Here is a 25,904-nt window from a genome sequence, read left to right as displayed (position 1 = left end):
GCGATGCGCCCGTGGACGTGTCCGCGGGCGCACCGTCGTCCCACTCAGCAGCGCCGGATCGGCGAGCTGTACGTCGTCGTACTCGGACTGGACACGTAGTAGTCACTCACCCAGGTGCCGTCCGAGAGCCGGTCCCAGACCACGGTCGAGTTGACCCGCGACCCCGGCGCCTGGCAGGAGACCCAGGCCAGCGAACCTGCCGGAAGCGTCCCTCGGAGCGCGTACGTCGAGCCCGGGCCGGCGCGCCGGTTCAGGCTCGGCGGCGTGGTCTGGTACGGGTAGGTGCACTTTGGCAGCGGCTTGCTGTATGTCGTCTTGGACGGCGTGCTCAGGTAGTAGTCCGTCGAGTACGCACCGTTGCCCAGCCGGTCCCAGACCGCCGTGGTGTACACCTTCGTTCCGTATGTCTGACACATGACCCGCACCGTGGTTCCCGGTGGGTAGGAGCCCAGCGCCGCAGCACTCGTGCTGGGAGCGCTGCGGTAATTCAGGGGCACCGTGCTCGTGACCCTGAACGGCAGCCCGGCACTTGCGACCGGAGCGTCGAACCGGTCGCTGTCGATGTTCAGCCGCACCCCGCCCCAGGTCTCCGTGTGGTCCCCGCGATACTGCTTGCCGCGCTGACCGTTCGCCCAGTGCAGGTTCGAGATCCCGGGCCAGCCGGTCAGTGCCGGGTTGAGGTCCCATCGGGCGATCCACAGCACGTCCGGCCGTGCGTAGGCGGAGGAGTCGTAGGCCTGGGACAGATGCAGCGCCCCGGAGTTCTGATGTGCGTAGACACCGGAGACGTATCCCTGACGGTGCAGCTCCAGCGTCCAGGCCGACAGGTAGGTCAGCACCGTCGTGCGGCACGACGAGTTCGTCGGGTCGTAGTGCTCCATGTCGCCGTAGATGGCGCTTCCCGATCGCATTCCCAGGGCACGCGCCCTGCTGATGGCATCGGCCGCCTGCGACCTGCCCTGCGACGCCGCAAGACTCGGAGTGATCTTGTGCGCGTTGGGACGGTAGGTGCACGGCGCCTGCAGGCCCATGTAGACGGGCACGACACTCCACCCCTGCCGGCTCACGGTGGTGACCCAGCTCGCCGTCAGTTGCGGTTGGGCGCAGGTGCGGTTGGCGCCGCCGATGTAGACACCGATCCCGCGATAGGAGGAGGCCAGCCAGGCCTGCATCTGGGCCGTGGTCGGTGCCGTACAGGTGTCGAACGCCGTGCCGGTGAACCTCGTAGCGCTCGAGCCGCCCGGATAGTTCACCGACGTCGCCGGCTGTGCCGCGGCGAGCGTCGGGCCGACGCCGAGCGCAACGGCCACGGCAGCGATCGCTGCGAGGCACGCTCGCTGGATCGGCCGCCGGACACCATGGAGGTGACGGATTCCGTGGTTCCGGCTCATGAGGCCGCCCCCTTCGACAACTCGATGGTCCCGGGATCGCTGGCCCCCATGTCCAACCGGAACGGCGGGTAACGGTCGGACATCAGGGCGACATACGCAGCGACCCGGAAGGCCCACCGGTTCATCCCGATCACGAAGTCGAAGACCGATCGCGGGTACCGGCCGGTGAAGAGCAGGACGACGGCCGCCACCAGCACCAGCAGGCCCACCAGCCCACTGGACCAGAGCGCGGAATCGTTGCTGTGCGCGCGGTCGGCCGCCCAACCGCCGGCACCCAGGAAGAAGGACAGCACGATGTAGTGCGGTATGGCGAGCAGCCACCACTTGATCAACACCAACCCGCGCGACAGATGCTCGGTCGGAAAGTCGATCTCCAGGCGCGCGGGGTACTCGGGCACGTCGGCGAGCGTGAACGGCGGGTACTGGTCGGTCGCGAGTGCGCCGTACCCGTAGAAGACCACGCGCCAGGTCCACCGCAGCACGCCGAGGTTGAAGGTGAAGATCGCGCGGGGGTATCTCCCGGTGATGAGGATGGCGAAGAAGGCCACCACGGTGAGCGCGATGAACGCGATCCACAGGAACGCCAGCACGATCAGGTGCGGGATGACCAGGATCCACTTCACCAACCAGAGCCACCGGTTCAGTCCGGAGTCGAGATGGGCGTCAACGCGCACCGGGTATGTCGTCATGGTCATTGCTTCCTCCTCGACCGAGCGTCGTCTCCACCGTGGGCCCGCATCGAGGTCGTCACCAGGGACGAAAGACCCGACTTCCTGCGCGGACCGGCGGGACCATGGGCATGGTGGAGGGGGGAGCGCGAGCGCAGAGCGCGGAGCATGCAAGTGCGAGGCCCGGAGGTATCCGTGGACTTCCTCCGGGCCTCGCCCGCCCGGTCGACGTGCCGGGCAACCGGTTCAGCCCTGTGGTGGCGCCTGCGCGCCCTCGTCCATGGGCGATCTGCGGCCGAGGATCACCTCGGTCGAGAGCACCACCGGTGCTGTTCCGTCCCGTCGCCGTTACCGGTGGCGGTGATTCCATTCAGTCACCGGACGCGACCGGCCACCAGGGACCTTCGTCCCGGGTCGGGCCGGGCTGACGCCGTACGAGGTGGTGTCGGGATGTTCCGGAGCCTGTGGGTTGATCACGACCAGGCGGCTGAGGACTGGCGCGTTCCCACGATCCGCGCATCGCGTCCTCAGCCCGGGCGTACCGCGCCGCGAAGAACGGCCGCACACCCACCCGGCCCGAGATGAGACAGTCCGGCTTCCCACAGCGACGGGACATCTCACCGCCCCTGGGGCGCGGCGCTGGTCGTGCGCGAGGCCCGGGGGTTTTCCGTAGATGTCCTCCGAGCCTCGCCCGCCCGGTCGACGTGCCGGGCAGCCGGTCCGGCGCTGCGCGGTGCTTACGCATCCCTCGTCCAGGGAACGATCTCCCACCGGGTCCTACCCGAGAAGAGCACCACGTGCGCCTTGCGGCATCTCCTCCGTTGCCGGAGGCGATGACCCCATTCAGCCAGGCACGAGCCAGGTCTCCGTAGGGACTTTCGTCCCGCTGTGGCGGATCAGTTCGGAATCGTCAGGCTCCGCAGATCGCGGATGATCGCATCGACGGTGTCGATGACCGAGCCGATCGCCACGTCGACACCCTGCCGTCGCTGGCTGATGGACGCCAGCTGCAACGTCACCCCGAACAGCCGGCGGATCACGTCCTGCTGACCCTCGGCAACCTGAGCCATCGCACGTCGGCCGCCGCGCTCCTCCGCGGCGGCCAGCCGCTGCTCCCGCAACGCCGCGCCTCCCGTGATCGACACAGCCAGCATCTGCATACCGACCGGCTCGGTCGGCGCATCGTTCTGCCCCGCCTCGCTCGCTGCGTGCAGCGGTTCCATCCACACGTGTGCGTAACGCAGTGCCTCGGATCCACGAGCCCGGAACATCGCACCGAAGGCGACAGGTTGCCCTGCCAGCACCGACGTCGCATGCGGCAGGTAGGCGGCGAAGGCGTCCGGGTCACCCAACCACTCCGACAGGGTCTCGCCCTCCCCGGAGCCGAGGCGACGACCATCCGGATCACGATGGCGTCGAGCTGCCTGGTTCGCGAACCAGCACCGCAGCTGCCCATCCCACACCGTCACCGCGGCGGGCACCCGCCCCAGTACATCCACAGGGTCCAGCAACCCCGCCAAGGCACCCTGCCCGCCGGCACCGCGGTCCGCACTGACCATCTGCGGCCTCCTGCACCTGCCGCGGCGCGCACCTCGATCCCGCTCGCCGGGACGGTCGTCGCGCCGCAATCCCGGAAAAGTCCAGCATCCCACAACACGATGCCCATGACGTCGGGCATCGTGCCCAGCCTGCATCGACCTGCTGGTGCTGCAAAATGTCGGGGTTCGCCGCATCTCGTCTGCAGTGTCAGGACTTTCGGCCCCTGTGGGTGCCTCGGTCAGGGGACAGGCTGAGCGACATGACACAGACAACGCACCGACACACAGCTCACCAGATCAAGACCGCAGTTGCCGACGAACTCTCGTGGACCGCGACCGTCAACGCCGACCAGATAGGAGTCTCCGTCAACGACGGTGTGGTCACGCTGTCCGGCGAGGTCGACAGCTACCCCGAAAGAACGGCGGCCGTCGCCGCCGCACTGCGCGTGACCGGCGTGACCTCCGTTGCCGACGAGATCACCGTGCGGTCGCCCGGTGAGCGCGACGACATCGGGATCGCAACGCATGCACAACGCGCTCTCGACACCACCATCTCGGTCCCGCACACGGTGCGAGCCGCCGTTCACGATCACCACGTCACCCTCACCGGCACCGTGCCGTGGAACTACCAGCGCAATGTCGTCCGGAGGCTGATGGCGGAGATCCCCGGAGTCCGTTCTGTGCGCAATGACATCGCGGTGGTCCCACACCTGCCCTTCGCCGCGAAGACAGCGGAGCAGAACATCAAGGCAGCCTTCGTGCGTAATGCGCAACTGGATGCCGAGCGCATTCACGTGACGACCACCGGGACCGAGATCGAACTGAACGGAACCGCTCGCACCTGGGCCGAACGCCAGGAGGCCACCGATGTCGCCTGGAACACCCCGGGTGTGACGAAGGTGCACAACAACATTCACGTCGTCCCATGAGACCAGCGGTTCGCACCCGTGGGACGACGGTCACCGCTCCCACGGGTCGGCCGCAGCATGCCCGAAGGAGGCGCTCCGATGTCTGGACCTCACCGCCGGCCGGAAGACTCGTCCCGCAAGAACGGCGACGGGCGAGAACCGGCGAACGTCCGACGGCCACGGACTCCCGTCGATGAGCCGGTGACCGCCAGGGTTCGCGCATTCCTACGGAACAACGAGCTGTATTGGTGCTGGTTCCGGCATCGCACCGGGGGGCGGCCGTTGTTGCGTAACCCCATGTGCCGGACGACCGACCGGCTCCAGCACATCTCGGCCTGGATGTGGTTCCTCGTCGCGGCATTCCTCATCCCCGCGCTGAGCGTCGTCGTCGCGCCGCGCATCGTCGACAGTTGGGCGTCACCACCGATGCGACCGACGACCGCCGTTGTAGAAGCGGTCTCACAGATGCCCGCCGGTGCCGGACCATCCAGCGAATTCAACCTCCCGCGTACCTACACCGTTCGAATGCGCTGGGTCGACGGTTCCGGTTCGGTCCACCGCGGCTCCGTCAAGACCGTCGCCGCCACACACCGAGGTGCCGAACTTCGCGTCTGGGCGACCCCTTCGGGTGATCGCGTCACCGCCACCCGACCGCACGACATGCGAGTGCTCGACCTTGCCGTTCTGGTCCTCAACATCGTGGTCGACGTCTCCTTCGCCGCCTACGGCCTGCACCGACTGCTGCGATGGCAACTGGATCGACACCGGCTGCGCGGGCTGGACGGCGAGCTCGGTCGACTGCTGCCGCGTCGCTGAAGCGGATCCTCGAACCTCGGAGACGTGCACCCGTCCTTGCGAGGACCGTCAGTGAGCGGTCACGAGCACGGCCGCACCACCGAACCTGCCGTTCGCCAGGTCACTGAGTGCGCGAGGCGCGTCGTCCATCGAATACGGTGCGGTGGTCACTTGCAGGTCGAATCGTGCTGCGAGGGAAAGGAATTCCTCGCCGTCAGCGCGGGTGTTCGCTGTCACGCTACAGAGGTGGCGTTCCTGGAAGAGTGCGTCGGCGTAGCGCAGCACGGGAACGTCGGACAGCCAGATGCCTGCCACGGCCAACGTCCCGCCACGGTCCAGACTGCGGAGTGCGAGCGGCACGAGATCACCCGCCGGCGCGAACAGGATCGCCCCGTCCAACGGCTCCGGCGGTTCGGCCGTCGCGTGTCCGACCGAGTCGACTCCCAGTCGTGTCGCCAGTTCTCGATTACGGCGCCCACGGCTGAGCACATGGACACGCATTCCCTCGTGCAATGCGACCTGCGCGGTGAGATGGGCACTGGCACCGAAGCCGTAGATGCCGAGCCGCCCACCCGGCGGAACCTTCGCTGCCCGCAACGACCGGTAGCCGATGATTCCGGCACACAGCAGTGGTGCAGCCCGCAGGTCGTCGATCCCGCTGGGTAAGCGGTAGACGTACGCCGCCTCGGCGACGCAGAGGTCGGCATACCCACCGTCGACATCCCATCCGGTGAATCTCGCTCGCGTGCACAGGTTCTCGTCACCGCGACGGCAATAGGCGCACTGTCCATCGGTCGCAGCGAGCCACGGGACACCGACGCGCTGGCCCGGCGCGAAGCCGTCGACGCCGGCACCACAGGACACGACGGTTCCGACGACTTCGTGGCCGGGAACGACCCGGGCATGTCGTGGTGCGAGGTCGCCTTCGACGAGGTGGAGGTCGGTGCGGCAGACACCGCAGCAGTTCACGCTGATCAGCAACTGCCCCCGGCCGGGGACCGGGTCGTCGCGTTCGACACCACGCAGCGGTTCGGTGTCGATCGGCCCACACCGGTCGAACGTCCAGGCCTTCATCGGACGACGACGACCGGGCAGTGGGCGTGCCGCACGCAATAGGAACTCACCGAACCGAGAACCGCTTCGGCGAGCGCGCCGTGACCCTGGCTGCCGACCACCAGGGCAGCGGCATTGCCGGCGAGATCGACCAGCACCGGTCCGGCCCGGCCCTCGCGGACCACGGTGTGCACGTCGCCGTGCCGCAACGTGACGCCCGCGCGGGCCTTGTCGATCGCCGCCTGCGCGTCGCTGTCCGGCGCGAACGCCGGCCAGAAGACCGGCGCACCGTATGACATCGGCCATTGCCACGCCGTCGCCAGGAGGAGGTCCGCACCGGTTCGGTCGGCGAAATCGGTCGCCCACTGCAATGCCCGCACGCCCGGAGCCGATCCATCGATTCCCACGACGACAACCTTCTTCTCATCCGGCATCTCCGTCTCCTTCTGCTAGTGACACCCCTCCCAGCGTGCGTACGTTCGCCCGGGCATTGAAGGGTCGAACGTCCCGTGACATCAACCGGATTCGCGAAACCGGGCGGGTATCGGTGGCCATCGTGCGGGACGATGGTCCCTGCCGGGCATGCCGTCGACCGTGCGGAGATGGGTCATGAGCGGCGGACCCGGCACCGGTAGGCGGCGCGCTGTGTGGCGCTGGGTGCTGCGGGTCGGCACCGTCCTGGTGCTCGTGGCGGCCGTCGAGTATGTCGTCGTGCCCCGGCTCGCCGGCGCCGAGCGCACCCTGCGCCTCCTGGCCACGGTGAACCCGTGGTGGGTCACCGCCGGTGTGAGCCTGGAGATACTCAGCCTGGTCAGCTACTCACTGTTCTCGTTACGGATCCTCGGTGTCCGCGACAAGGGACTGTGGTGGATGGTGCGGACCGACGTGAGCGGGCTGGCAGTGAGCCACCTGGTGCCCGCCGGAGCGGCCGCCGGCAACGCCGTTCGCTACCGGTTGCTTCGGAGCGCACGGATGTCGATCGAGGATGCCGGTGCCGGGGTCACCCTGGAAGGGATCGGTTCGCTCCTGGCGCTGCTGACGGTGCTGTGGGCGGCCCTGGTTGCGGCTGCCCTGCGGTACGGACCGAGTCCGGTGTACGTGGCGCCGGTCGTCTTCGGCGCCGTCGCCGTCGGACTGACGGTCCTGGCACACAGACAAGCACGGGGCTCTCGGCTCGGCATACAACTGGCCCATGCGTTCCCGGCGCTGATTCCCAGGCGGTTCCGACCCACGGTCATCGCAGCCGTGCACCGATTCACGGCTGATGCGGAGCACCTGTTCACCGACCGACGGCACCTGTGGGACTGCGCCCGGTGGGCGATGGCGAACTGGTGCTTCGACGCCGCGTCGTTGTGGTGCTTCCTGGCGGCATTCGGGGTGCGTATCGACCCGGTCGGCGTGCTGGTCGCGTATGCCGGTGCCAACACACTGGGTGCCCTGCCGGTCACGCCCGGCGGCCTCGGGCTGGTCGAGGGTTCACTCATCCCCGCTCTCATCGCCTTCGGCGGACCGCCGCAGGCCGTCCTGCTCGGAGCGCTCAGCTGGCGCCTGGTCGAGTTCTGGGTGCCCATCCCGTTGGGCGGTGTCGCCTATCTCAGCCTGCGTGCCCAGGACCGGTTCGCGCCGTTGCCCATGGGCCGGGCGAAACAGTCACGGCCTCGAGATCCGTCACGCTGATGTGACACACCCGCGTGACACCAAGAGAAGTCCGGGACCTTCGGCCCTGGGGACGCACCCGCCGATCGTGTGCCCTGGATCCATGAAACTGCATTCGGTCTCCTTGGATTTCGATGCTCGGCTGCACCCGCACCGGCAGTGTCCCGTGTGCTCGCGCAACGAACTGGAACAGGTCACGTTCGACGGCACGATCCTCTTCGTCTGCCGCACCTGTGGGCGTCGCTGGAAGGAGTCGTTCGCATGGCTGCGCGACACCGACGGCAATGACCGGGCGCCGGCGTTCCGCACCCCGTCAGAGCTGTCGTGACCTTGCGCATCGGGCTCCTCGCACCGCCGTGGGTGCCGGTTCCGCCACCGGCATACGGGGGCACGGAGGCCGTCATAGACGACCTCGCGCGCGCACTGCAGACCCGTGGGCATCACGTGGAGTTGTTCACCGTCGGTGACTCCACATGCCCCGTACGTCGCAATTGGCTGTTCCCCTCCGCGCGGGTCGCGATGGGCGACAGCACCGACGAAGCGGCCCACGCGCTCGCCGGCTACGAGGCTTTGTCGGACATGGACATCGTGCACAACCACACCGTGCTCGGTCCATTGCTGCTGGCACCGACACGAAGGCAGGGTCCGCCGGTCGTCACCACACATCACCTGCGGTTCACCCCTGCGATCCGCCGGGTGATGGTCGAGGCGGCGCGTACCAGCTCGATCGTCGCGATCTCCCGGGCGCAGGCACAGACGGCGGAGACGGTGCCGATCCGAGCGGTCATCCATCACGGGCTGAATCTGCAGGCGTACCAGCGCGGTTCGGGCAACGGAGGGTACCTGGCGTTCGTCGGACGCATGTGCGCCGACAAGGGGGTCGACACCGCCGTACGAGTGGCCAAGCAGGCCGGCCTACCGATTGTCATCGCCAGCAAGATGCGCACGCCGGCCGAGCAGGAGTTCTTCCGGGAGCGGGTGGCGCCACTGCTCGGACCCGATGACCCGCCCCCGCAGGAGTTGCCCCTCGAGGCGCGGATCGAGCTGCTACGAGGTGCCACGGCGCTGGTCAATCCCATCCGGTGGCCGGAACCGTTCGGGCTGGTGATGATCGAGGCCCTCGCGGCCGGTACTCCGGTGATCACCCGCCCGTGCGGTGCCGCCCCGGAGATCGTCGAGGACGGCCGGACCGGGTTCGTCCGGGAGACCGAGAACGGGCTGATCACCGCGGTCGAGCGGATCGGCGAGATCGACCGGGAAGTGTGCCGTGCGGTGGCGGAGGAACGGTTCGGAGCCGACCGGATGGCGCGCGACTACGAGGATCTCTACCGCAGCACCCTGGGCGATGGGCGACGTCGGCATCCGATGCTGACCCGTGGCACGCCGGGGGTGCCGAACCTTCACCTCCGGACGCCGGAACCCGCCGCCGACGCGACCGGATGACTCGGCCGTGGTCGCAGGAGGCCGGGCCCGGTCGGGTCTCGGACAGCCTGGTCACGGTCTTCGACGGCTCGACCTTCTGCATGAGTCAGCTGAACGGTGACATCGCCGGCGAGCACACCGAGGGCTGGTACAGCCGTGACACCCGGATCATCTCCCGCTGGCTGTTGCGTGTCGACGGTCTCGAACTGTCACCGGTGGCCGTCCACCAGGCGGAGCCGTTCCGCGCGTTGTTCCTGAGCCGATTGCCGGACCTGCACATCGCCGGGGGAGCGAGCACCTTCCTGATCGGCAGACACCGGTTCCTCGGCGAGAACCACGGCGAGCGGGTGACCGTGTGGAACAACACCTCCGCTTCCATCACCTGCACGGTGACACTGCACATCGGTGCGGACCTGGCCGACGTGTTCGAGGTGAAGAACGGCCGGATCGGGCCGCGGGCGACCCGGTCGGGACGACCCCACGAACGGACCTTGGTCATCACCCGACGGCGTAGCGGCAACGTACGCGGCGTCGTCATCGACGCGTCGGGCGAACCGCACGTCAGCCCCGGGCAACTGGAATGGCGTGCACAGGTGCCCGCGCAGGGCCACTGGTCGGTTCTCATCACGGTGGGGGAGCTCGCCGGGGCGGCACACGGATCGCCGCCGCGGACCGCGACCGGGCGGACCGTCCCCGCCCCGCCACGGACCCCGGCCGCGCCGGCGATCAGCACCGCACACCGGCCGCTCGCCGCCACGCTGCACCGGTCGATGGTGGACCTCGGTGCACTGCGGATCTTCGATCCGTCAAGGCCGGCGACGCCGGTGGTGGCGGCCGGAGCGCCTTGGTACATGGCGCTGTTCGGCCGCGATGCTTTGCTCACCTCATGGATGACGTTGCCGTCGACACCGACGCTCGCCCTGGGCACCCTGGACGCACTGTCGCGGTATCAGGGCACCGAGACCGACCCGCCTTCGGAGGAGCAGCCGGGCCGCATCCCGCACGAAGTGCGCTTCGGCCCGGCCGAACCGTTGGGCCGGGGACGCCGCACGGTCTATTACGGCAGCACCGACGCGACACCGCTGTTCGTCATGCTCGTGGGCGAGGTCGCCCGGTGGGTCGGAACCGCTGCGGTGGCCGACTTCCTGCCGGCGGTCGACCGGGCACTGGACTGGATCACGGAGTATGGCGACAGGGACGGCGACGGCTTCGTGGAGAGCGCACGCCTCACCGGCCACGGGCTCGTCAACCAGGGGTGGAAGGATTCACCGTCGGCGATCTGTTTCGCCGCCGGGACACCTGCCACACCACCGATCGCACTCGCCGAGGTGCAGGGCTACACGTATGCGGCATATCGCGCGCGATCCGAGCTTGCCGCCGCGTTCGGCGATGGCAGGGCGCAGGCGAAATGGGCGGAGCGTGCCGCGTCGCTGAAGGCCGCCTTCAACGACCGGTTCTGGTTGGCGAGCCGCGGCTGGTTCGCGGTCGGTCTCGACCGTCACAAGGAACCGATCGACTCGCTCACCTCCAACATCGGGCACTGTCTGTGGACCGGACTCGTCGACGACCAGAAGGCGGGCAGGGTCGCGGCAGCGTTGCTGTCGCGAGACATGTTCACCGGTTGGGGAATCCGCACTCTGGCGTCCTCCATGCGGGCGTACAACGCGATGAGCTACCACACCGGCTCGGTCTGGCCGCACGACAGCGCGATCTGCGCCGCCGGATTGATGCGTTACGGGTTCGCCGCGGAGGCCCAGCGCGTCGCCGAGGGTCTGCTGGATGCCGCCGAGCACTTCGACGGCCGGCTGCCGGAGTTGTTCTGCGGCTACGACCGCGAGGATTTCGGCATACCGGTGCCGTACGCGGCTGCGTGCAGTCCACAAGCCTGGTCGGCAGCAGCACCTCTACTGCTGCTGCGCAGCATGCTGCGGCTGGACCCCGACGCACCGGCGGGCGTGGTGGGCTGCTCGCCCGAGGTTCCGCCGCGGTGGCTCCCGCTGCACGTGGACGGTGTCACCGTCGACACCGCGCACTTGTGCATCGACGTCACCACCGAGGGCTGGAGCGTCGGCGGGCTCGACCACTCCGGACTGCGCATGTCACCAGCGACGGAGTGACCACCACGGCGCGGGCTGGGACGAAGGTCCCTGGCTGCGGGTGTGCGGTCCGTGTCGCAATGAACTGAACCATCCGCCATCGTGCTCACCAGCGGGGAACAGACCGCGCAGCGGGCCGTGGCCGTATCCCGAGGACGATGACCATGACCGCACCCTTTCTCGACCGCGCCGACGCCGGTCGCCACCTCGCCGAGTCGCTGCGCGGATACCGTTCGGCCGATGCAGTGGTGTTCGGGCTGCCACGCGGCGGCGTACCCGTGGCCGCCGAGGTCGCCGGCGCATTGCACGCTCCACTCGATGTGATCGTCGTCGGCAAGCTCGGCCTGCCGTTCGAGCCCGAGGTGGCGATGGGCGCGATCGGTGAGGGCGGTGTGCGCGTCCTGGACCTGGAGCTCATCCGGCGGCTGGGCACCACGGACGCCCAGGTCGACCTGGTCGACAAGAGGGCGCGGGCGGTGTTGAACACTCGGATCGCCGTGCTCGAGCCGTATCGCTTCGAAGAGGACCTGACGGGCAGGGTGGCGATCGTCGTCGACGACGGAATCGCCACTGGCGCAACGCTGTCCGCGGCATGCGAGGTTCTGCGGCGCAAGGGCGTTCGCCGCGTCGTCGTCGCGGCGCCGGTGGGTGCTCCGGAGGCTCTGCGGCGGGTGTACGGCGCCGACGAGATCGTCTGCCTGCTTCGACCGCGTCGGTTCCGGTCGGTAGGTGGCTATTACCAGGACTTCGGCCAGACCAGTGACGAGACCGTGACCGCCCTGCTGCGCGCGCATCACGGCACGACCGTGGGCGAGGGGACCGGATCATGACCGGCGAATTCGCCGATGACATCACCGGCTGCTCCCAACCGCTGCACACGGTGGCGGATCTCGACACGCTCGTGGAAAGCGCGAGTCGGCGCCGGATCGTTGCCATCGGTGAGGCATCACACGGCACCCACGAGTTCTACACCTGGCGCGCGGAGCTGAGCCGGCGACTGATCCGGGAGCACGGCTTCGGCTGGGTGGGCGTCGAAGGGGACTGGCCCGACTGCTGGCGCGTCAACCGGTGGGTGCGTGGCGAGGAGCATCCGGAACTGGACGCACGCGCCGCGTTGGGACGCTTCGAGCGCTGGCCCACCTGGATGTGGTCCAACACCGATGTCGCCGACTTCCTGGACTGGTTGCGCGACGAGAACCTGCGGCGTCCTCCCGGCGACCGCGTCGGCTTCTACGGCCTGGACGTCTACTCGTTGTGGGAATCCCTCTACCAGGTCATCACCTGGCTCGCAGCGCACGCACCCGACGCGCTGCCCGAGGCGATGGCCGCGTGGCGTTGTTTCGAGCCGTACCACCAGGATCCGCACGCGTACGCCTGGAACACCCGCCTGGTGCCGCAGAGCTGCGAGCAGGACGTGGTGGAGCTGCTGCTGAAGGTCCGACGTAGTGCCGGCACGGAGGACGACGAGGCGTTCGACGCCCAGCAGAACGCCGCGATCGCGGTCGAGGCGGAGCGCTACTACCGGGCCATGGTGCGCACCGACCGTGGTTCGTGGAACATCCGCGACATCCACATGACCGACACCATCGACAAGCTGGCAGCCCGGTTCGGGCCTCGGTCCAAGGGGCTGGTGTGGGAGCACAACACGCACGTCGGTGATGCCCGGGCCACCACGATGGCGGCTCAGGGAATGCTCAACGTCGGGCAACTGCTCCGTGAGCGACACGGTTCGGCGGAGGTCTACCTGGTGGGGATCGCCGGATATCGAGGCGCGGTGACCGCCGGTTCACGATGGGGCGCCGTCGAGCAGGTGATGGAGGTCCCTGCGGCGCGCGCCGGAAGTCACGAGGCCCTGCTGCACGACGCGTTGGGGACCGACGCGGTCCTCGATCTGAGTGCCGTCGATCACCAGTCACCGTGGCTGACCGTTCCGCGCGGGCATCGTGCGATCGGCGTCGTCTACGACCCGGCGCGCGAAGGGGCCAACTACGTCCCGACCGTCCTCGGCCGCCGGTACGACGCCCTGATCTGGTGCGAGTCGACCTCGCCGCTGGAGCCGCTGCGTCATGAGCCGGCCGCGCCGGCGGACGAGTACGAGACCGAGCCGACCGGCGTGTGACGCACGGGGTGCGACCGGGGCCGGACGCGAGGGTGGGCGCGAGTCTCGCGTCAGGGCGTTCGTCAGGACGCGATGTGCAGGTTGTTGCGCACCTTCGTCACGCCGGGGGTGTTCCACGCGATGTGTCCGGCCTGGTTGCGTTCGGACCACGACCGGACCTTCCCGGTGAGTTCGATCTCGGTGCCGTTGGTGTGGACGTGGATGTGATCCGCCTCGACCTGCGCGTTGCGCACCAGGGCCGCGCGAATGTTTCGCTTGGCGGCATCGGCGGCGAACGGGAGCTGCGGAACGATCTTGATGTCGTTCTGCACCGAGTAGACGCCCGGCAGGTTCTCCATCAAGCGACCGGCGATGTTGCGCTGGTAGTTCCACGGAACGGATCCGATCAGCGTGACCTGGTGATCATGGACGACGGCCTGGACCGTCCGTGGCAGAGAGGAACTGCTCTCGAGTGCTTGTCGGGCGTTTGCCGCGACCCCGGTGTCGTCACGGTCGGTCTGGCGGGACCGCACCGCGATCTCGTCGGCAACTGAGGTCACCCCGGTGACGCGCAGTGCCGCGGCGATGGCCGCTGACTTCTCGGGGTAGGTGTTCACGTGCCCGGACAGCGTGATCGCGCCCCGGTCGACGGAGACTCCGACGTGGTCGGCGTTCACGTTCGAGGCCCAGGACAACTCCTCGGCGACGCTGTTCTTCAGCTGATGGTCGGTGCTGGACGGTGTCTGTGTCTGTGTCATGTTCCCAGACTGCGCGGGCTGCTCCTGCACGATCAGGGCCGAAGGTCCCGCCCCCCGAGGGGTCGGAGGGTGCGCGCCGGGCGGTGGTCGCACTCGGGTCTTTGGTCCCTGGCAACCGGGCCGTGTCCGAGGTCCACTCGAGGAGTCATCAACCACCAACCGTTGGAGCACCCCATGAGTACTGAGACATCCCCGAAAACCGCTGTCGCACAGCGCAGCCGCCCGGTGTGGCCGGCCGTCGGCCCGTGGCCGTTCGCGCACCTGCTGCACGAGATCTGGCCCGAGCCGGGCGACCTCTCGGACGGCACACCGGGTGCCGACCTGCGCGAGACCGACGACAGCTTCGTCGCGGAGTTGGATCTGCCAGGGGTCGCCAAGGACGCGGTGACCATCGACATCACCGAACGCCGCTTGCACATCCACGGTGAACGTCGCGAGCGCGTCCGCGAGGGGGTGCTGCGGCACTCCAGCAGGCTCACCGGAACGTTCACCTACGAGGTCACCCTGCCGGTGGCCGTCGACGAGTCGGAATCCACTGCGGACCTGACCGACGGGGTTCTCACCGTCACCATGCCGAAGGCGCCCGCGGCGAAGACGACCCACCTGACCATCAACTGACACAAGGTTTCCGGTGACGCCCGGCCGGGGTGGACCCGCCGGCGTCACCGCCGACCGTGAGGATCATCATGAACACCCTGATCAGCGTCCTTGTCGTGGTCACGCTCGTGACCATCGTGCTGGGCTGGCTCTCGATCCGCATCGTCAAGCAGTACGAGAAGGGCGTGCTCTTCCGCCTCGGTCGGCTCCGCGGCGTCCGGGACCCCGGACTCCGGTTCATCGTGCCGTTCATCGACGTACTGCGCCGTGTTTCGCTGCGGATCGTGACGATGCCCATCCAGTCCCAAGGAATCATCACCCGCGACAACGTGAGCGTCGACGTCTCCGCAGTGGCCTACTTCCGTGTCGTCGACGCGGTCAAGTCGGTCATCGCCATCGAGAACGTCTGCCCGGCCATCGATCAGATCGCGCAAACCACTCTGCGCAAGGTCGTGGGGCAGCACACGCTGGACGAAACGCTCGCCGAGACCGATCGCATCAACATGGACATCCGCAAGATCTTGGACGCAACCACCGCCGAATGGGGCGTGGAGGTCACCCTGGTGGAGTTGAAGGACATCCAGCTGCCCGACACGATGAAGCGGGCGATGGCCCGCCAGGCCGAAGCGGAACGGGAGAAGCGGTCCAAGATCATCAACGCCGAAGGCGAGGCGTTGGCAGCCGCGGCACTGGGCACTGCTTCCGACACGATGATGGCGCACCCCCTGGCGTTGCAGCTGCGCAACCTGCAGAGCCTCGTCGAGATCGGCGTCGACAAGAACACGACCGTCGTGTTCCCGGCACCACTGATGAGCACCATCGAGGAGCTCGGCGCCTTCCTCGCGCGCGAGCAACAGGCTGCTGACGTCGGCCCGGCACGGGCCGGATCCACGCCGACGGTCCTCGGTCGCGACGACGGCCAGCGGCGAGCCACCGCCGGCGTGGCCGCGTCCGGCGCCACGAGTGCTGACCGGTTGCCGCCCGAGCTGCCGTTCAGCTGAGACGACGGCCGGATCGCATGTCCGCACCGACGCGGCGACACGTGCCAACGAACGCGAACGCCCGGACCGGCGCGACCTCCGGCACGGTCGGCCTGGGCCGGTGGTTCGGCATTCCGGTCCGGGCTCATTGGACGACGATCGTCACGGCTGCGATCTTCGTCGAGTTGCTCGGCGCGGAGGTCCTCCCGGGCGGTTCGTCGCCGCACCGTTGGATCCGAACCTGGTTGGTCGCCGTGGTGACCGTGACACTGTTCCTGGTGACGGTGCTGTTGCACGAGATGTCGCACGCCCTCGTCGCACGGCGTCGCGGCATGGGGGTCGAGCGGGTCACCCTGTGGACGCTCGGCGGATCGACCGAACTCGCCGAGGAGCCACGCACGCCGAGGGACGAAGCGGTCGTAGCACTCAGCGGTCCGCTCATCAGCATCGCGATCGGCATCGTGTGCGGCGGAGCCGCGCTGCTCGTCACGGATCCACTGATGCGATCGGCGACCATATGGCTGGCCGCCGTCAGCGTGCTCATCGGGCTGTTCAACATGTTGCCGGGAGCGCCACTGGACGGCGGTCGGGTCTTGCGAGCCGCGCTGTGGGCGCGCAGCGGCGACCGGCGGGCCGCGGTTCGCGGGGAGGCCCGTGCCGGGCGCCGGCTGGGTGCCACCCTCCTGACCCTGGGGCTTCTGGTGTTCGTACTCACCTGGAGTCCGGCTGGACTCTGGCTGTTTCTGATCGGGCTCTACATCCGCAACTCGGCGACGCTGCAAGGACGGGACAGCGTCCTGTCGGACCTGGAGTCGTTGGTCGCTCGTGACGCAATGTTGCCGGCTCCGGCTTCCGTCCCGTCGTGGTGGACCCTCGGCCAGATCATCGACGCCTTGAGTGTCGAACAGGCGCGCGCAGCCGCCATACCGGTCGTGGATCTCGACGGTCACGTCGTCGACGCGGTCACCATGACGGAGCTGCTGGATGCGTCTCGGGCGAGACGCGCGAAAGTGCGTGTCGGCGACCTGCCCCGGCACGTGCCGGCGCTGCTGGTCGGTCCGACGGAGCCATTGGGGGACATGCTCACCCGGATGCGATCGGGGTCAACGGCCGTCGTGGTGGATCGCCACGACGCCGTCGGGGTGATCTCCACGGCAGCGATCATGCGCCTGGTGCAACTCAGCGAGATCCGGCATCGGGTGACCCCTCCGGGACCGTAGGCGGTACCGGCAGCTCGGACCAGGTCCAGCGCTGCACCTCGGGCAGGTCCTCGCCATGGGCTCGCGTCCACTCCTTCGCGCGCCGCCGGGTGTCGACCATCTGTTGACGGAGCCGAGCCGCGCCGGAGCCGAGCGACGGCACGCGGTCGATCACATCCATCACGAGGTGGAAACGATCGATGTCGTTCATCATCACCATGTCGAAGGGTGTCGTCGTGGTGCCCTCCTCCCGGTAACCGCGCACGTGCAGGTTGTCGTGATTGGTCCGTCGGTAGGTCAGCCGATGGATCAGCCACGGGTAGCCGTGGTACGCGAAGATGACCGGGCGATCGGTCGTGAAGAGTGCGTCGAAGTCCCGCCCGGACAAACCGTGCGGATGCTGCGTCTCGTCCTGCAACCGCATCAGGTCCACAACATTGATCATGCGAATCCGCAGCGCCGGCAAGTACTTCCGCAGGATCGACACCGCCGCGAGTGTCTCCAGTGTGGGAACGTCTCCGGCTGCTGCCAGCACGACGTCGGGGTCACCGTCGTCATTGGAGGCCCACTCCCAGATGCCGAGGCCTCGGGCGCAATGGTCGTCCGCTTCCTGACCGGTCAGCCAGTCGAACTGCGGCTGTTTCCCCGCGACGACGACGTTGATGTAGTGCTCGCTGGTCAGGCAATGCTGCATCGTCGACAGCAGCGTGTTCGTGTCCGGGGGTAGGTAGACGCGGACGATGTCTGCCTTCTTGTTCATCACGTGATCGATGAATCCCGGATCCTGGTGGGAGAACCCGTTGTGGTCCTGACGCCATACGTGCGAGGTGAGCAGATAGTTCAGTGACGACACCGGAGGCCGCCACTCGATCTGGCGGGTGGTGTGCAGCCATTTCGCATGCTGGTTGACCATCGAGTCGACGATGTGGATGAACGCCTCGTAGCAGGAGAACAGACCATGCCGCCCGGTGAGCAGGTAGCCCTCGAGCCAGCCCTGACAGGTGTGTTCGGACAGCATCTCCACCACGCGACCGGTGTGGGCCAAATGTTCGTCGGTGGTTCGGATCTCGCCGGCGAACACCTTGTCGGTCACCTGGTACACCGCGTCCAGTCGGTTGGACGCGGTCTCGTCGGGACCGAAGATCCGGAAGGTGTTCCCGTTGTCGCGGACGACGTCGACCAACATCCGACCGAGTTCCCGGGTCGCCTCGTGCGTAGAACCTCCCGGCCGCGGAACAGCTACGGCATAGGAACGAAAGTCGTTCATTCGCAAAGGCGTTCGGAGCAAGCCGCCGTTTGCGTGTGGGTTGGCGCTCATCCGCCGAGTGCCGACCGGGGCGAGCGCGGAGATCGCGGCACGGACGCAGCCGTCGGCATCGAACAGCTCCTCGGGTCGATAGGACCGCATCCATTCCTGCAATTGCCGCCGGTGGCGGGCGTCTTCTCGGGTGCCCGGTAACGGCACCTGATGGGCGCGCCAGGTCCCCTCGACCGGCACACCATCCACCTCCTGCGGGCCGGTCCAGCCCTTCGGAGTGGCCAGCAGGATCATCGGCCACGGTCTGCGGGCGGACGAACCGCCGGCCCGCGCCGTGTTCTGTATGTCGAGGATCATGTCGTGAGCGCGGTCCATTGCTCCCGCCATCTGCTGATGTATGTCGAGCGGCTCGTCACCTTCGACGACGAGCACCTCGTGGCCGTAGCCCTCCAGCAGCTTTACCAGCTCCTCTCGCGAAATCCTCGCCGGCACAGTGGGATTGGCAATCTTGTAGCCATTGAGATGCAGGATCGGCAGCACCGCTCCGTCGTGCACCGGATCGACGAACTTGTTCGCGTGCCACGACGTGGCCAACGCACCGGTCTCGAACTCGCCGTCGCCGACGACCGCCACGGCCACCAGCGAGGGGTTGTCCATCGCCGCGCCGTAGGCGTGCGAAAGGACGTATCCGAGTTCACCGCCCTCATGGATCGATCCGGGCGTCTCGGGAGCGACGTGACTCGGGATGCCGCCGGGGAAGGAGAACTGCCGGAACAACGCACGCAGCCCGTCGCGGTCACGGCCGATCCGCGGATAGACCTCGCTGTAGGTGCCGTCCAGGTATGCCGATGCGACCGCCGCAGGACCACCGTGTCCGGGACCGACCAGGAAGATCGCGTTCACGTCACGTTGCCGGATGAGCCGATTGAGGTGCGTGTAGATCATGTTCAGTCCGGGTGTGGTCCCCCAATGCCCGAGCTGTCGGGGCTTGATGTCGTCAGGCTCCAGGTCTCGCTCGAGAAGGGGGTTGTCCACCAGGTAGATCTGCCCGACGGACAGATAATTGGCAGCTCGAAACCATGCGTCGAGAGCGGAAACTTCGTCGGGCGGGAGCGTCATACCCCTGAGCGTGGCCCGACCTCGCTGCGCGGACCAGGGACCATCGTCACGTCCGCGACTCACAGCTCCCCGGCATAACTGCGCCACCGGTAGTGCTCCCTCGCCGGCGCTTCGTCGATCGCGTGCGGCACGACCACCACGGCGCATTCGCACGCCCGACTGCAGTACTCGACCACGGATCCGGTCGCCGTGTCGTGAATGACCGGCACCTGTCGTCGGCCGATGACCAGTAGTGCCGCTCCGTGCGAACTGTCGACGAGGCCCGTCGCCACCGCACCGACGACGCACCGTCGAGCGACCGATGGTGGGTCCGGCACTTTCTCCGACGCCGCCTCGATGAGGCGGTCCTGCATGCGCTCGACCGAGTCGTGATCCAGGTCCGGGTTCGCCAGCACGGTGACCACCTCGACGGCACAGTCGCGGATGATCGCCTCCTCCATGGCCCATCGCAACGCGTCGTAGGCCGCCCCGGGGCCATCGAGACCTACGACTATCCGGCCTGTTCCGCCCATTGCCCTGTCCTTTCGCAGAGGGACCTTGTCGCACCAGCGTTCGCCACGCGGCCAGGACGCAGCCAGGGCGTTTGGTCCCTGTCGAGACGAAGGACTTTCGCCCCTGCGCAGCGGTACCCCAGCGCGCGATGGTGCAGGTATGACGGTTGCTGCGGTTGTCCCGCGCCAGGGGAACGAGCCGTCGGTGGTCGCCGCAGCGTCCCTGGCGGCGTCCGACGTGATCGCGTCCGTCGGCTCGAAGCCGACCGTCGGGCTCTCCGCCGCCGAGGCCGACCGCCGTCTCCGCGAGATCGGACCGAACGCGGTGGCCACGCACCGGGCGCGACTGCTGCCGCTGTTGTGGCGCCAGGTGAACTCGCCCCTGCTGCTGCTGTTACTCATCGCCGCAGCCGCCTCCTACTTCGTCGGCGAACGCAGTGACGCCGTCATCATCGGGGTGATCATCGCTCTGTCGGTCGGCCTCGGGCTGGTCAACGAGTACCGGGCGGAGCGTGCCGCTGCGGCGTTGCACTCGGCACTCCGCCATACGACCGTCGTGACACGTGACGGCAGGCAGTCCACCGTGGACGTCACCGCACTCGTGCCCGGCGATCTGGTGCGCATCGGGCTCGGCGACATCGTGCCCGCAGACCTACGGCTGCTGACGGTCGACGACCTCGAGTGCGACGAATCGGTGCTCACCGGTGAAGCGCTCCCGGTCACGAAGTCGGTCGAACCGGCAGCACCCGGCACCGTTCTGGCGGAGCTCGGTTGCTGCGCGCTGATGGGCACGGTTGTCAGTGCGGGCAGCGGGCACGGCGTCGTGGTCGCGACGGGACGCAACGCGGAGTTCGGCAAGCTCGCCGCGGGTCTGGCACACCGCCAGACCGAGACCGAGTTCCAGGCCGGGCTGCGCCGGTTCTCGACGCTGCTGCTGGTGGTCGCCGCCACCCTGACCAGCGGCATCTTCGCGGTCAATGTCGTACTGCATCGCCCGTTGATCGACTCGTTGTTGTTCTCGCTGGCGATCGCAGTCGGCATCACGCCGCAACTGCTCCCCGCCGTGGTCTCCACCAGTCTCGCCGCCGGGTCTCGGGAGATGCGGCACCTGAAGGTCCTGGTCAAGCGGCTCGTGTGCATCGAGGACCTGGGCGATCTGGACGTGATCTTCACCGACAAGACCGGCACTCTCACCGTCGGGCAGGTGAGCTTCGAGCGGACGGTGCCGGTGGGCACGGATCCGCCGAGCGAGGTGTTGCGCTGGGGACTGCTGTGCACCGAGACCGACCCGCAGGGACGGGCGATCGGCGGCAACCCGCTCGATCGTGCGCTGTGGCAGGGCGCGCCGGCAGACCTTGCGGCCTCCGTGCAGGCCACCTACGAGACGTTGTCCGTCCTGCCGTTCGACCACGACCGCACGATGGCGTCAGTGATCGTCCGAGACACAGCCGGCACGACGACACAGATCACCAAGGGCGCCCCGGAGCGGGTGCTGGAGCGCTGCGTCGACCTACCACCGACAGCGGTGGCCCAGCTCCGGACGGAATTCGCGGCGGGCAACCGGGTCGTCGCCGTGGGAGTGCGCGATGCAGTCGCGTCCGGCCGGCTGGAGGCCGCGGACGAGCACGGACTGCGACTCGCCGGATTCCTCGTCTTCCTCGATCCGCCCAAGCCCGGTGCGGATGCTGCGCTGCACCGACTCGCCGAACTCGGCATCGAGGTGAAGGTTGTCACGGGCGACAACGCCGACGTCGCCATACGGGTGTGCGAGGAACTCGCCCTGCCCTGCACGGCCGCCCTCACCGGTCGCGAGATCGCGACGATGGACGACGAGACCCTGGCGGCCTCGATCGAACGAACAACCGTCTTCGCCCGGGTGAGCCCGGAGCAGAAGACGCGGATCGTGCAACTGCACCGGCACAGCGGACACGGTGTCGGCTTCCTCGGCGACGGGGTGAACGACGCACTCGCTCTGCACAACGCCGACGTCGGTATCTCTGTCGACTCCGCCACCGACGTCGCCAAGGACGCCGCCGACATCATCCTGTTGGAGAAGGACCTCGACGTGCTCGCCGACGGGGTCGCAGCCGGCCGCCGGATCTTCGCGAACACGATCAAGTACGTACTGATGGGAACCTCGAGCAACTTCGGCAACATGTTCTCCGCAGCCGGCGCGTCGACGTTCCTGCCGTTCCTGCCCATGCTGCCGTCGCAGATCCTGCTCAACAATCTGCTCTACGACACCAGCCAGCTCGCGATCCCGACCGACCGGGTCGACGACGAACAGGTGCGACGCCCGGCGCACTGGGACATCGCCCTGATCCGCCGGTTCATGCTCGTCTTCGGCCCGATCAGCTCCGTGTTCGACTTCCTCACCTTCGGCGTCATGCTCTGGGTCTTCCATGCGCAGGCGACGGAGTTCCGATCCGGTTGGTTCGTCGAATCGCTGGCGACCCAGACCCTGGTTATCTTCGCGATCCGCACCCGCCACATCCCGTTCCTGCGAAGTCATGCCAGCGTCCCGCTCACCGCATCCGTGCTCACAGTGGTCTGCGTCGGTGCCCTCCTGCCGCTGAGTCCGCTCGCGGCGCCGTTGGGCCTGGCGTCGCTGCCGCCGCTGTTCTTCCTCGCGCTGCTTGCCATGGTCGGCTGCTACCTGATCCTCATCGAGCTGGGCAAGCGGCTCTTCTACCACGCCGCACCTCACACGGCCGCGCCCCGCAGCTTCACCCACCGCCGCCGGGTGCGGCGCCGGTCCGCACGATTCGTCGCTGTGCCGGGACGTGGGTCAGCGCGTCCGCCGCGGCATTGACAGTGCCCCGAGCAGCAGCGCGCCGAGTCCGAAGAGCACGAGGACGAGCACATTGCGCAGCACGTCACCGGCCGGCGCTGCCTGGTCGCGTATGGCGCTCAGCGCGCGCACGGCATACGTCATCGGCAGGATGTCGGAGGACAACTGCAGGGCGCGCGGCATCGAGCTGTGAGGGACGAGCAGGCCGCAGAGATAGATCTGCGGCCCGATCACCAGGGGCATGAACTGCACGGCCTGGAACTCGGTGCGGGCGAACGCACTGGCGAGCAGCCCGGTCGCGACGCCGACGATCGCCGACGCAGCAGCCACCAGCAGCACCCACGCGATCGGGCCGGCGGTCGTCACGCCCAGTCCCCAGACGCTCACCGCGACGAGGACGACCGACTGGACGACCGCGGCCAGCGCGAACGAGATCCCATAGCCGGCAAGCAGATCCGCACGATGCAAGGGAGTGGTCCACAGCCGTTCGAGGGTGCCGGACGTGCGTTCGCGCAGCATGGCGACCGAGGTGATGAGGAACATCACCAGCATCGGGAGGATCCCGAGCATCGTCAGCGCGATGCGGTTGAAGAGCGGCCCGCCGTCATACACGAAGTAGAGCAACGTCAGCAGCAGCGCCGGCACGACCACGATCAGCGCGACGGTGCGGGGATCGGCACGCAACTGTTGCAGGATGCGCCGGACGGTGGCGGCGAGCGCCCGCGAACTCATGTCGTGCCCCGGGCCCGGATCAGCCGGAGGAACCCTTCGTCGTACGACGAGGTGCCGGCACGTTCGAGCAGCTCCGCAGGACTCAGCTGGTCGAGCAGGCGCCCGTCGCGCATCAGCAGCAAGCTGTCGCAGCGCGCGGCCTCGTCCATCACGTGGCTGGAGACCAGCAGGGTGACGCCACGCTCGGCGAGGGACTGCATGTGGTGCCACAGTTCCACGCGCGTGACCGGGTCCAGCCCGACGGTGGGTTCGTCGAGGATCAGCAGGGTCGGTTCGCCGACCAGCGCACACGCCAGCGACGCCCGGCTCGCCTCCCCGCCGGAGAGCCGTTCGACACGACGGTCGGCGAGTGCGGCGAGCCCGACGGCGGCGATCGCGCGGGCGGCCGCCACCCTGTCGTATCCCTGCAGCGCGGCGAAGTACGTCGCGTTCTGCCGGACGGTCAGGTCCCGATAGATGCTCAGTGTCTGGGTGACGTAGCCGATGCGCCGGTGCAGCCGTGGGGAGCCGGGTTGCACGCCCAGCACGGTGAGTCGCCCCGCCTGGACCCGCTGGACGCCCACGATCGCCCGCATGAGAGTGGTCTTCCCGCAGCCGGAGGGGCCCATGAGACCCACCACCGTCCCACGGGGTACGTCGAACGAGACATCGTGCAACACAGGGGTCCGGCGCAGCGAAACCTGCACGTGCTGTGCCCGCACCGCGTGGCCGCCGCCGTTCGACATGTCGTCACCACCGGTTCCAGATCAGGTCGGGCGGACCGGGGCGACGGGGAAGCGGCGGCCGCTGAGGGTGTCCAGGCGGATCTGCATCAGGTGGGGCTTGGCGCCCGGCTCCCACGGCCGGACCGGCGGATCGGTCAGCGTCAGCAGGTCGTGCAGTCGCGCCACCTTGGTGGCCATCCCGATGGCCAGGACGCTCCAGACCGTGCCGGTCCTCTCCAGCCCGTCGACCTCGAAGGCAACCGTCCTGCCGAGCGCCTCGGTGAGCTTGGTGCCGGACCCGGTCCGGAACAAGATCCTGTCCTCGTGCACGACGTGATTCACCGGGTAGATCTCGGGTCGGCCGCCCACGATGATGCCCAGTCTGCCGACCGGCACCGAGCCGACCAGACCCAGGCACCGGTCACGGTCGAGGTGCTCGGGAGCCAGATAGGTGGTCGGCTGCATGGGCTGAGTATGCCGAGGCGGCCGCCCTGCCCGGAGGGCCTTTGGTCCCTGGGTGGCCGAGGATGCGCACGTCATTCCTGCCCTGCGCTGCCCTGGCCTTGCCGCTGCCGCGCCCCGCGTCAGGCATTGCCGGACCACGCAACCGGTGTATGTCGCGGTCCGATGCGAGGACGTTCGTCCCTCCCGGACACCGGGTGCGCGGCGCACCCTGGAGATGTCCACCGTTCTGCTGGGTGAAGGGAGCGAATGATGGATGTCAACGTGCCACTGGGAGCGGTGCTCGTCGGCCTCGACGGCTCGGGCGCAGGGTCCGCGGCGCTGGACTGGGCGGCAGCCGAAGCTCGTCGGCGGCACTGGCCACTGCACCTGATGCATGTGCTCGACGAGTCGCAGCGGGTCTGGCCGACATATGCCTTGTCGCAACGTGCGACAGCGCCGGTGGTCAGCGACGCGCTCAGCTGGCTCGCCGCGGCGAACGACGGGTTGGACATCACCTGGTCGCAGGTGATCGGTGACCCGGCGACGGTGCTGGCCACCGCCGCACGGGTCGCCCGCCTCGTCGTCGTCGAGTCGCGTGGGCGCGGCGCCGCGGCCGACGCGTTCCTGGGATCGACGACCACCCATCTCATCGCGCAGACCCACTGTCCGGTTGCGGTGCTGCGGGCCGACACGGCGATCCCACCAAGGGGAGCGCCGGTGGTCGTGGGTCTGGAGTACGGCAGGCCGTATGTCGGTGCACTCGAGACGGCGTTCGAACAGGCGAGCAGTCGCCATGTCGACCTGATCATCGTGCACACGTGGCGAGCAGAAGCGCCCACCATGACGGGCGAGGCCGACCTCCGGGACACCTCGATGGCTGAGGCACACCATTGCGAGACAGATCTGCTGCGCAGGAGCATCGCCGAAGTCGCGCGCAGTCACCCCTACCTACGGATCACCACCCATGCCGTGCCGGACGGCGCCGTTGAGGCCCTGTGCCGCTACGCGGCCGAGGCGTCACTTCTGGTCGTCGGATCGCGCGGCCACCGGAAGAGCGGCGGCGCCGTACTCGGCTCGGCCAATCAGAACCTGATCCGGTTGGCCCCCTGCCCCGTGCTCGTCGTACGGGACGGCCGCAAGCCGTTGTTCTCGTCCTCTCGGCAGACAGCGGCGGGCGCGTCCTGATGGCCCCACCGACGACCGCGG

24 protein-coding genes are annotated in these 25,904 nt (G+C 68.3%); 13 read left to right on the top strand and 11 right to left on the bottom strand.

The genetic code is table 11. The features are described from left to right. Positions 1-44 precede the first annotated feature (44 nt). The 3 genes from ACZ50J_RS00550 to ACZ50J_RS00540 form a co-directional block, all read right to left on the bottom strand. Entirely contained in the window at positions 45-1,391 is a 1,347-nt protein-coding gene (locus ACZ50J_RS00550; protein ID WP_464299336.1) for a glycoside hydrolase domain-containing protein, read from the bottom strand. After that, on the bottom strand, positions 1,388-2,086 hold the full coding sequence (locus ACZ50J_RS00545; protein WP_464299335.1) for a DUF4389 domain-containing protein: 699 nt from the start codon (positions 2,084-2,086) through the stop codon (positions 1,388-1,390). The genes ACZ50J_RS00550 and ACZ50J_RS00545 overlap by 4 nt, the downstream gene beginning before the upstream one ends. A gap of 869 nt (positions 2,087-2,955) precedes the next feature. Then, the gene (locus tag ACZ50J_RS00540) at positions 2,956-3,618 is read right to left on the bottom strand and encodes a hypothetical protein (protein ID WP_464299334.1); all 663 of its coding nucleotides are present in this window, start codon (positions 3,616-3,618) and stop codon (positions 2,956-2,958) included. 239 nt (positions 3,619-3,857) lie between these two features. Between ACZ50J_RS00540 and ACZ50J_RS00535 the strand changes: the two genes are divergently transcribed. Then, entirely contained in the window at positions 3,858-4,526 is a 669-nt protein-coding gene (locus ACZ50J_RS00535) for a BON domain-containing protein (protein ID WP_464299333.1), read from the top strand. A 78-nt stretch (positions 4,527-4,604) separates the two neighbouring features. After that, positions 4,605-5,321 carry a hypothetical protein gene (locus ACZ50J_RS00530; protein WP_464299332.1) on the top strand — a complete coding sequence of 239 codons (717 nt, stop codon included), beginning with the start codon at positions 4,605-4,607 and terminating at the stop codon, positions 5,319-5,321. A gap of 48 nt (positions 5,322-5,369) precedes the next feature. On the opposite strand, the gene ACZ50J_RS00525 is transcribed toward ACZ50J_RS00530, so the two are convergent. Together ACZ50J_RS00525 and ACZ50J_RS00520 are read right to left on the bottom strand one after the other, a co-directional pair. Then, on the bottom strand, positions 5,370-6,374 hold the full coding sequence (locus tag ACZ50J_RS00525) for a zinc-dependent alcohol dehydrogenase family protein (protein ID WP_464299331.1): 1,005 nt from the start codon (positions 6,372-6,374) through the stop codon (positions 5,370-5,372). Beyond that, the gene (locus ACZ50J_RS00520) at positions 6,371-6,787 is read right to left on the bottom strand and encodes a universal stress protein (RefSeq protein WP_464299330.1); all 417 of its coding nucleotides are present in this window, start codon (positions 6,785-6,787) and stop codon (positions 6,371-6,373) included. The genes ACZ50J_RS00525 and ACZ50J_RS00520 overlap by 4 nt, the downstream gene beginning before the upstream one ends. A gap of 175 nt (positions 6,788-6,962) precedes the next feature. Here ACZ50J_RS00520 and ACZ50J_RS00515 point away from each other — a divergent pair, with 175 nt between their 5' ends. The 6 genes from ACZ50J_RS00515 to ACZ50J_RS00490 all read left to right on the top strand — a co-directional run bounded on the left by ACZ50J_RS00515 (position 6,963) and on the right by ACZ50J_RS00490 (position 13,646). Further along, positions 6,963-8,030: a lysylphosphatidylglycerol synthase transmembrane domain-containing protein gene (locus tag ACZ50J_RS00515; protein ID WP_464299329.1), complete on the top strand. Its 1,068-nt coding sequence runs from the start codon at positions 6,963-6,965 to the stop codon at positions 8,028-8,030. 82 nt (positions 8,031-8,112) lie between these two features. After that, positions 8,113-8,337: a hypothetical protein gene (locus tag ACZ50J_RS00510; protein ID WP_464299328.1), complete on the top strand. Its 225-nt coding sequence runs from the start codon at positions 8,113-8,115 to the stop codon at positions 8,335-8,337. Continuing rightward, the gene (locus ACZ50J_RS00505) at positions 8,334-9,452 is read left to right on the top strand and encodes a glycosyltransferase family 4 protein (RefSeq protein ID WP_464299327.1); all 1,119 of its coding nucleotides are present in this window, start codon (positions 8,334-8,336) and stop codon (positions 9,450-9,452) included. Before ACZ50J_RS00510 ends, ACZ50J_RS00505 begins: the two co-directional genes overlap by 4 nt. Continuing rightward, positions 9,449-11,548 (top strand): amylo-alpha-1,6-glucosidase, encoded by a 2,100-nt coding sequence (locus ACZ50J_RS00500; protein ID WP_464299326.1) that lies wholly within the window; start codon positions 9,449-9,451, stop codon positions 11,546-11,548. The genes ACZ50J_RS00505 and ACZ50J_RS00500 overlap by 4 nt, the downstream gene beginning before the upstream one ends. Positions 11,549-11,691: 143 nt before the next feature. Further along, positions 11,692-12,357 (top strand): phosphoribosyltransferase, encoded by a 666-nt coding sequence (locus tag ACZ50J_RS00495; RefSeq protein ID WP_464299325.1) that lies wholly within the window; start codon positions 11,692-11,694, stop codon positions 12,355-12,357. Next, complete coding sequence (locus ACZ50J_RS00490; RefSeq protein ID WP_464299324.1) at positions 12,354-13,646, top strand: erythromycin esterase family protein; 1,293 nt, start codon at positions 12,354-12,356, stop codon at positions 13,644-13,646. The genes ACZ50J_RS00495 and ACZ50J_RS00490 overlap by 4 nt, the downstream gene beginning before the upstream one ends. 62 nt (positions 13,647-13,708) lie before the next feature. Here ACZ50J_RS00490 and ACZ50J_RS00485 read toward each other — a convergent pair whose 3' ends face one another. Then, on the bottom strand, positions 13,709-14,383 hold the full coding sequence (locus ACZ50J_RS00485) for a BON domain-containing protein (RefSeq protein WP_464299323.1): 675 nt from the start codon (positions 14,381-14,383) through the stop codon (positions 13,709-13,711). Between the two features lie 174 nt (positions 14,384-14,557). On the opposite strand from ACZ50J_RS00485, the gene ACZ50J_RS00480 reads away from it, so the two are divergent. The 3 genes from ACZ50J_RS00480 (at position 14,558) to ACZ50J_RS00470 (ending at position 17,180) form a co-directional block, all read left to right on the top strand. Then, positions 14,558-15,001: an Hsp20/alpha crystallin family protein gene (locus ACZ50J_RS00480; protein ID WP_464299322.1), complete on the top strand. Its 444-nt coding sequence runs from the start codon at positions 14,558-14,560 to the stop codon at positions 14,999-15,001. Between the two features lie 68 nt (positions 15,002-15,069). Then, positions 15,070-15,981, top strand: a complete 912-nt coding sequence (locus ACZ50J_RS00475) for a slipin family protein (protein ID WP_464299321.1) — start codon at positions 15,070-15,072, stop codon at positions 15,979-15,981. Between the two features lie 41 nt (positions 15,982-16,022). Next, the gene (locus ACZ50J_RS00470; protein WP_464299320.1) at positions 16,023-17,180 is read left to right on the top strand and encodes a site-2 protease family protein; all 1,158 of its coding nucleotides are present in this window, start codon (positions 16,023-16,025) and stop codon (positions 17,178-17,180) included. On the opposite strand, the gene ACZ50J_RS00465 is transcribed toward ACZ50J_RS00470, so the two are convergent. Both ACZ50J_RS00465 and ACZ50J_RS00460 read right to left on the bottom strand, forming a co-directional pair. Beyond that, positions 17,140-19,536 carry a phosphoketolase family protein gene (locus tag ACZ50J_RS00465; protein WP_464299319.1) on the bottom strand — a complete coding sequence of 799 codons (2,397 nt, stop codon included), beginning with the start codon at positions 19,534-19,536 and terminating at the stop codon, positions 17,140-17,142. The two genes, ACZ50J_RS00470 and ACZ50J_RS00465, sit on opposite strands and share 41 nt — an antisense overlap. A gap of 59 nt (positions 19,537-19,595) precedes the next feature. Further along, a complete protein-coding gene (locus ACZ50J_RS00460; protein ID WP_464299318.1) occupies positions 19,596-20,048 on the bottom strand; it encodes a universal stress protein in 453 nt (150 codons plus the stop codon). 139 nt (positions 20,049-20,187) lie between these two features. On the opposite strand from ACZ50J_RS00460, the gene mgtA reads away from it, so the two are divergent. Then, positions 20,188-22,839, top strand: coding sequence for a magnesium-translocating P-type ATPase (gene mgtA / locus ACZ50J_RS00455; RefSeq protein WP_464299317.1), 2,652 nt, complete (start codon positions 20,188-20,190; stop codon positions 22,837-22,839). Here the strand turns inward: mgtA and ACZ50J_RS00450 are convergent. The 3 genes from ACZ50J_RS00450 to ACZ50J_RS00440 are packed head-to-tail and all read right to left on the bottom strand — an operon-like array spanning position 22,816 to position 24,719. Next, complete coding sequence (locus ACZ50J_RS00450; RefSeq protein WP_464299316.1) at positions 22,816-23,550, bottom strand: ABC transporter permease; 735 nt, start codon at positions 23,548-23,550, stop codon at positions 22,816-22,818. The two genes, mgtA and ACZ50J_RS00450, sit on opposite strands and share 24 nt — an antisense overlap. Continuing rightward, complete coding sequence (locus tag ACZ50J_RS00445; RefSeq protein WP_464299315.1) at positions 23,547-24,275, bottom strand: ABC transporter ATP-binding protein; 729 nt, start codon at positions 24,273-24,275, stop codon at positions 23,547-23,549. The genes ACZ50J_RS00450 and ACZ50J_RS00445 overlap by 4 nt, the downstream gene beginning before the upstream one ends. Positions 24,276-24,296: 21 nt before the next feature. Beyond that, complete coding sequence (locus ACZ50J_RS00440; protein WP_464299314.1) at positions 24,297-24,719, bottom strand: pyridoxamine 5'-phosphate oxidase family protein; 423 nt, start codon at positions 24,717-24,719, stop codon at positions 24,297-24,299. A 261-nt stretch (positions 24,720-24,980) separates the two neighbouring features. Here ACZ50J_RS00440 and ACZ50J_RS00435 point away from each other — a divergent pair, with 261 nt between their 5' ends. After that, entirely contained in the window at positions 24,981-25,883 is a 903-nt protein-coding gene (locus ACZ50J_RS00435; protein ID WP_464299313.1) for a universal stress protein, read from the top strand. Positions 25,884-25,904: the final 21 nt, after the last annotated feature.

The sequence above is a fragment of the Flexivirga sp. G2 genome, from assembly GCF_055397625.1.
Note: the sequence above shows the minus strand (reverse complement) of the source record. Positions and strands in the feature narration are given on the sequence as shown.

Bases quoted from the DNA above. Each gene is read 5' to 3' on its own strand.
- ACZ50J_RS00550 (WP_464299336.1), bottom strand. From the start codon at position 1,391: ATGAGCCGGAACCACGGAATCCGTCACCTCCATGGTGTCCGGCGGCCG.
- ACZ50J_RS00545 (WP_464299335.1), bottom strand. From the start codon at position 2,086: ATGACCATGACGACATACCCGGTGCGCGTTGACGCCCATCTCGACTCC.
- ACZ50J_RS00540 (WP_464299334.1), bottom strand. From the start codon at position 3,618: ATGGTCAGTGCGGACCGCGGTGCCGGCGGGCAGGGTGCCTTGGCGGGG.
- ACZ50J_RS00535 (WP_464299333.1), top strand. From the start codon at position 3,858: ATGACACAGACAACGCACCGACACACAGCTCACCAGATCAAGACCGCA.
- ACZ50J_RS00530 (WP_464299332.1), top strand. From the start codon at position 4,605: ATGTCTGGACCTCACCGCCGGCCGGAAGACTCGTCCCGCAAGAACGGC.
- ACZ50J_RS00525 (WP_464299331.1), bottom strand. From the start codon at position 6,374: ATGAAGGCCTGGACGTTCGACCGGTGTGGGCCGATCGACACCGAACCG.
- ACZ50J_RS00520 (WP_464299330.1), bottom strand. From the start codon at position 6,787: ATGCCGGATGAGAAGAAGGTTGTCGTCGTGGGAATCGATGGATCGGCT.
- ACZ50J_RS00515 (WP_464299329.1), top strand. From the start codon at position 6,963: ATGAGCGGCGGACCCGGCACCGGTAGGCGGCGCGCTGTGTGGCGCTGG.
- ACZ50J_RS00510 (WP_464299328.1), top strand. From the start codon at position 8,113: ATGAAACTGCATTCGGTCTCCTTGGATTTCGATGCTCGGCTGCACCCG.
- ACZ50J_RS00500 (WP_464299326.1), top strand. From the start codon at position 9,449: ATGACTCGGCCGTGGTCGCAGGAGGCCGGGCCCGGTCGGGTCTCGGAC.
- ACZ50J_RS00495 (WP_464299325.1), top strand. From the start codon at position 11,692: ATGACCGCACCCTTTCTCGACCGCGCCGACGCCGGTCGCCACCTCGCC.
- ACZ50J_RS00490 (WP_464299324.1), top strand. From the start codon at position 12,354: ATGACCGGCGAATTCGCCGATGACATCACCGGCTGCTCCCAACCGCTG.
- ACZ50J_RS00485 (WP_464299323.1), bottom strand. From the start codon at position 14,383: ATGACACAGACACAGACACCGTCCAGCACCGACCATCAGCTGAAGAAC.
- ACZ50J_RS00480 (WP_464299322.1), top strand. From the start codon at position 14,558: ATGAGTACTGAGACATCCCCGAAAACCGCTGTCGCACAGCGCAGCCGC.
- ACZ50J_RS00475 (WP_464299321.1), top strand. From the start codon at position 15,070: ATGAACACCCTGATCAGCGTCCTTGTCGTGGTCACGCTCGTGACCATC.
- ACZ50J_RS00465 (WP_464299319.1), bottom strand. From the start codon at position 19,536: ATGACGCTCCCGCCCGACGAAGTTTCCGCTCTCGACGCATGGTTTCGA.
- ACZ50J_RS00460 (WP_464299318.1), bottom strand. From the start codon at position 20,048: ATGGGCGGAACAGGCCGGATAGTCGTAGGTCTCGATGGCCCCGGGGCG.
- mgtA (WP_464299317.1), top strand. From the start codon at position 20,188: ATGACGGTTGCTGCGGTTGTCCCGCGCCAGGGGAACGAGCCGTCGGTG.
- ACZ50J_RS00450 (WP_464299316.1), bottom strand. From the start codon at position 23,550: ATGAGTTCGCGGGCGCTCGCCGCCACCGTCCGGCGCATCCTGCAACAG.
- ACZ50J_RS00445 (WP_464299315.1), bottom strand. From the start codon at position 24,275: ATGTCGAACGGCGGCGGCCACGCGGTGCGGGCACAGCACGTGCAGGTT.
- ACZ50J_RS00440 (WP_464299314.1), bottom strand. From the start codon at position 24,719: ATGCAGCCGACCACCTATCTGGCTCCCGAGCACCTCGACCGTGACCGG.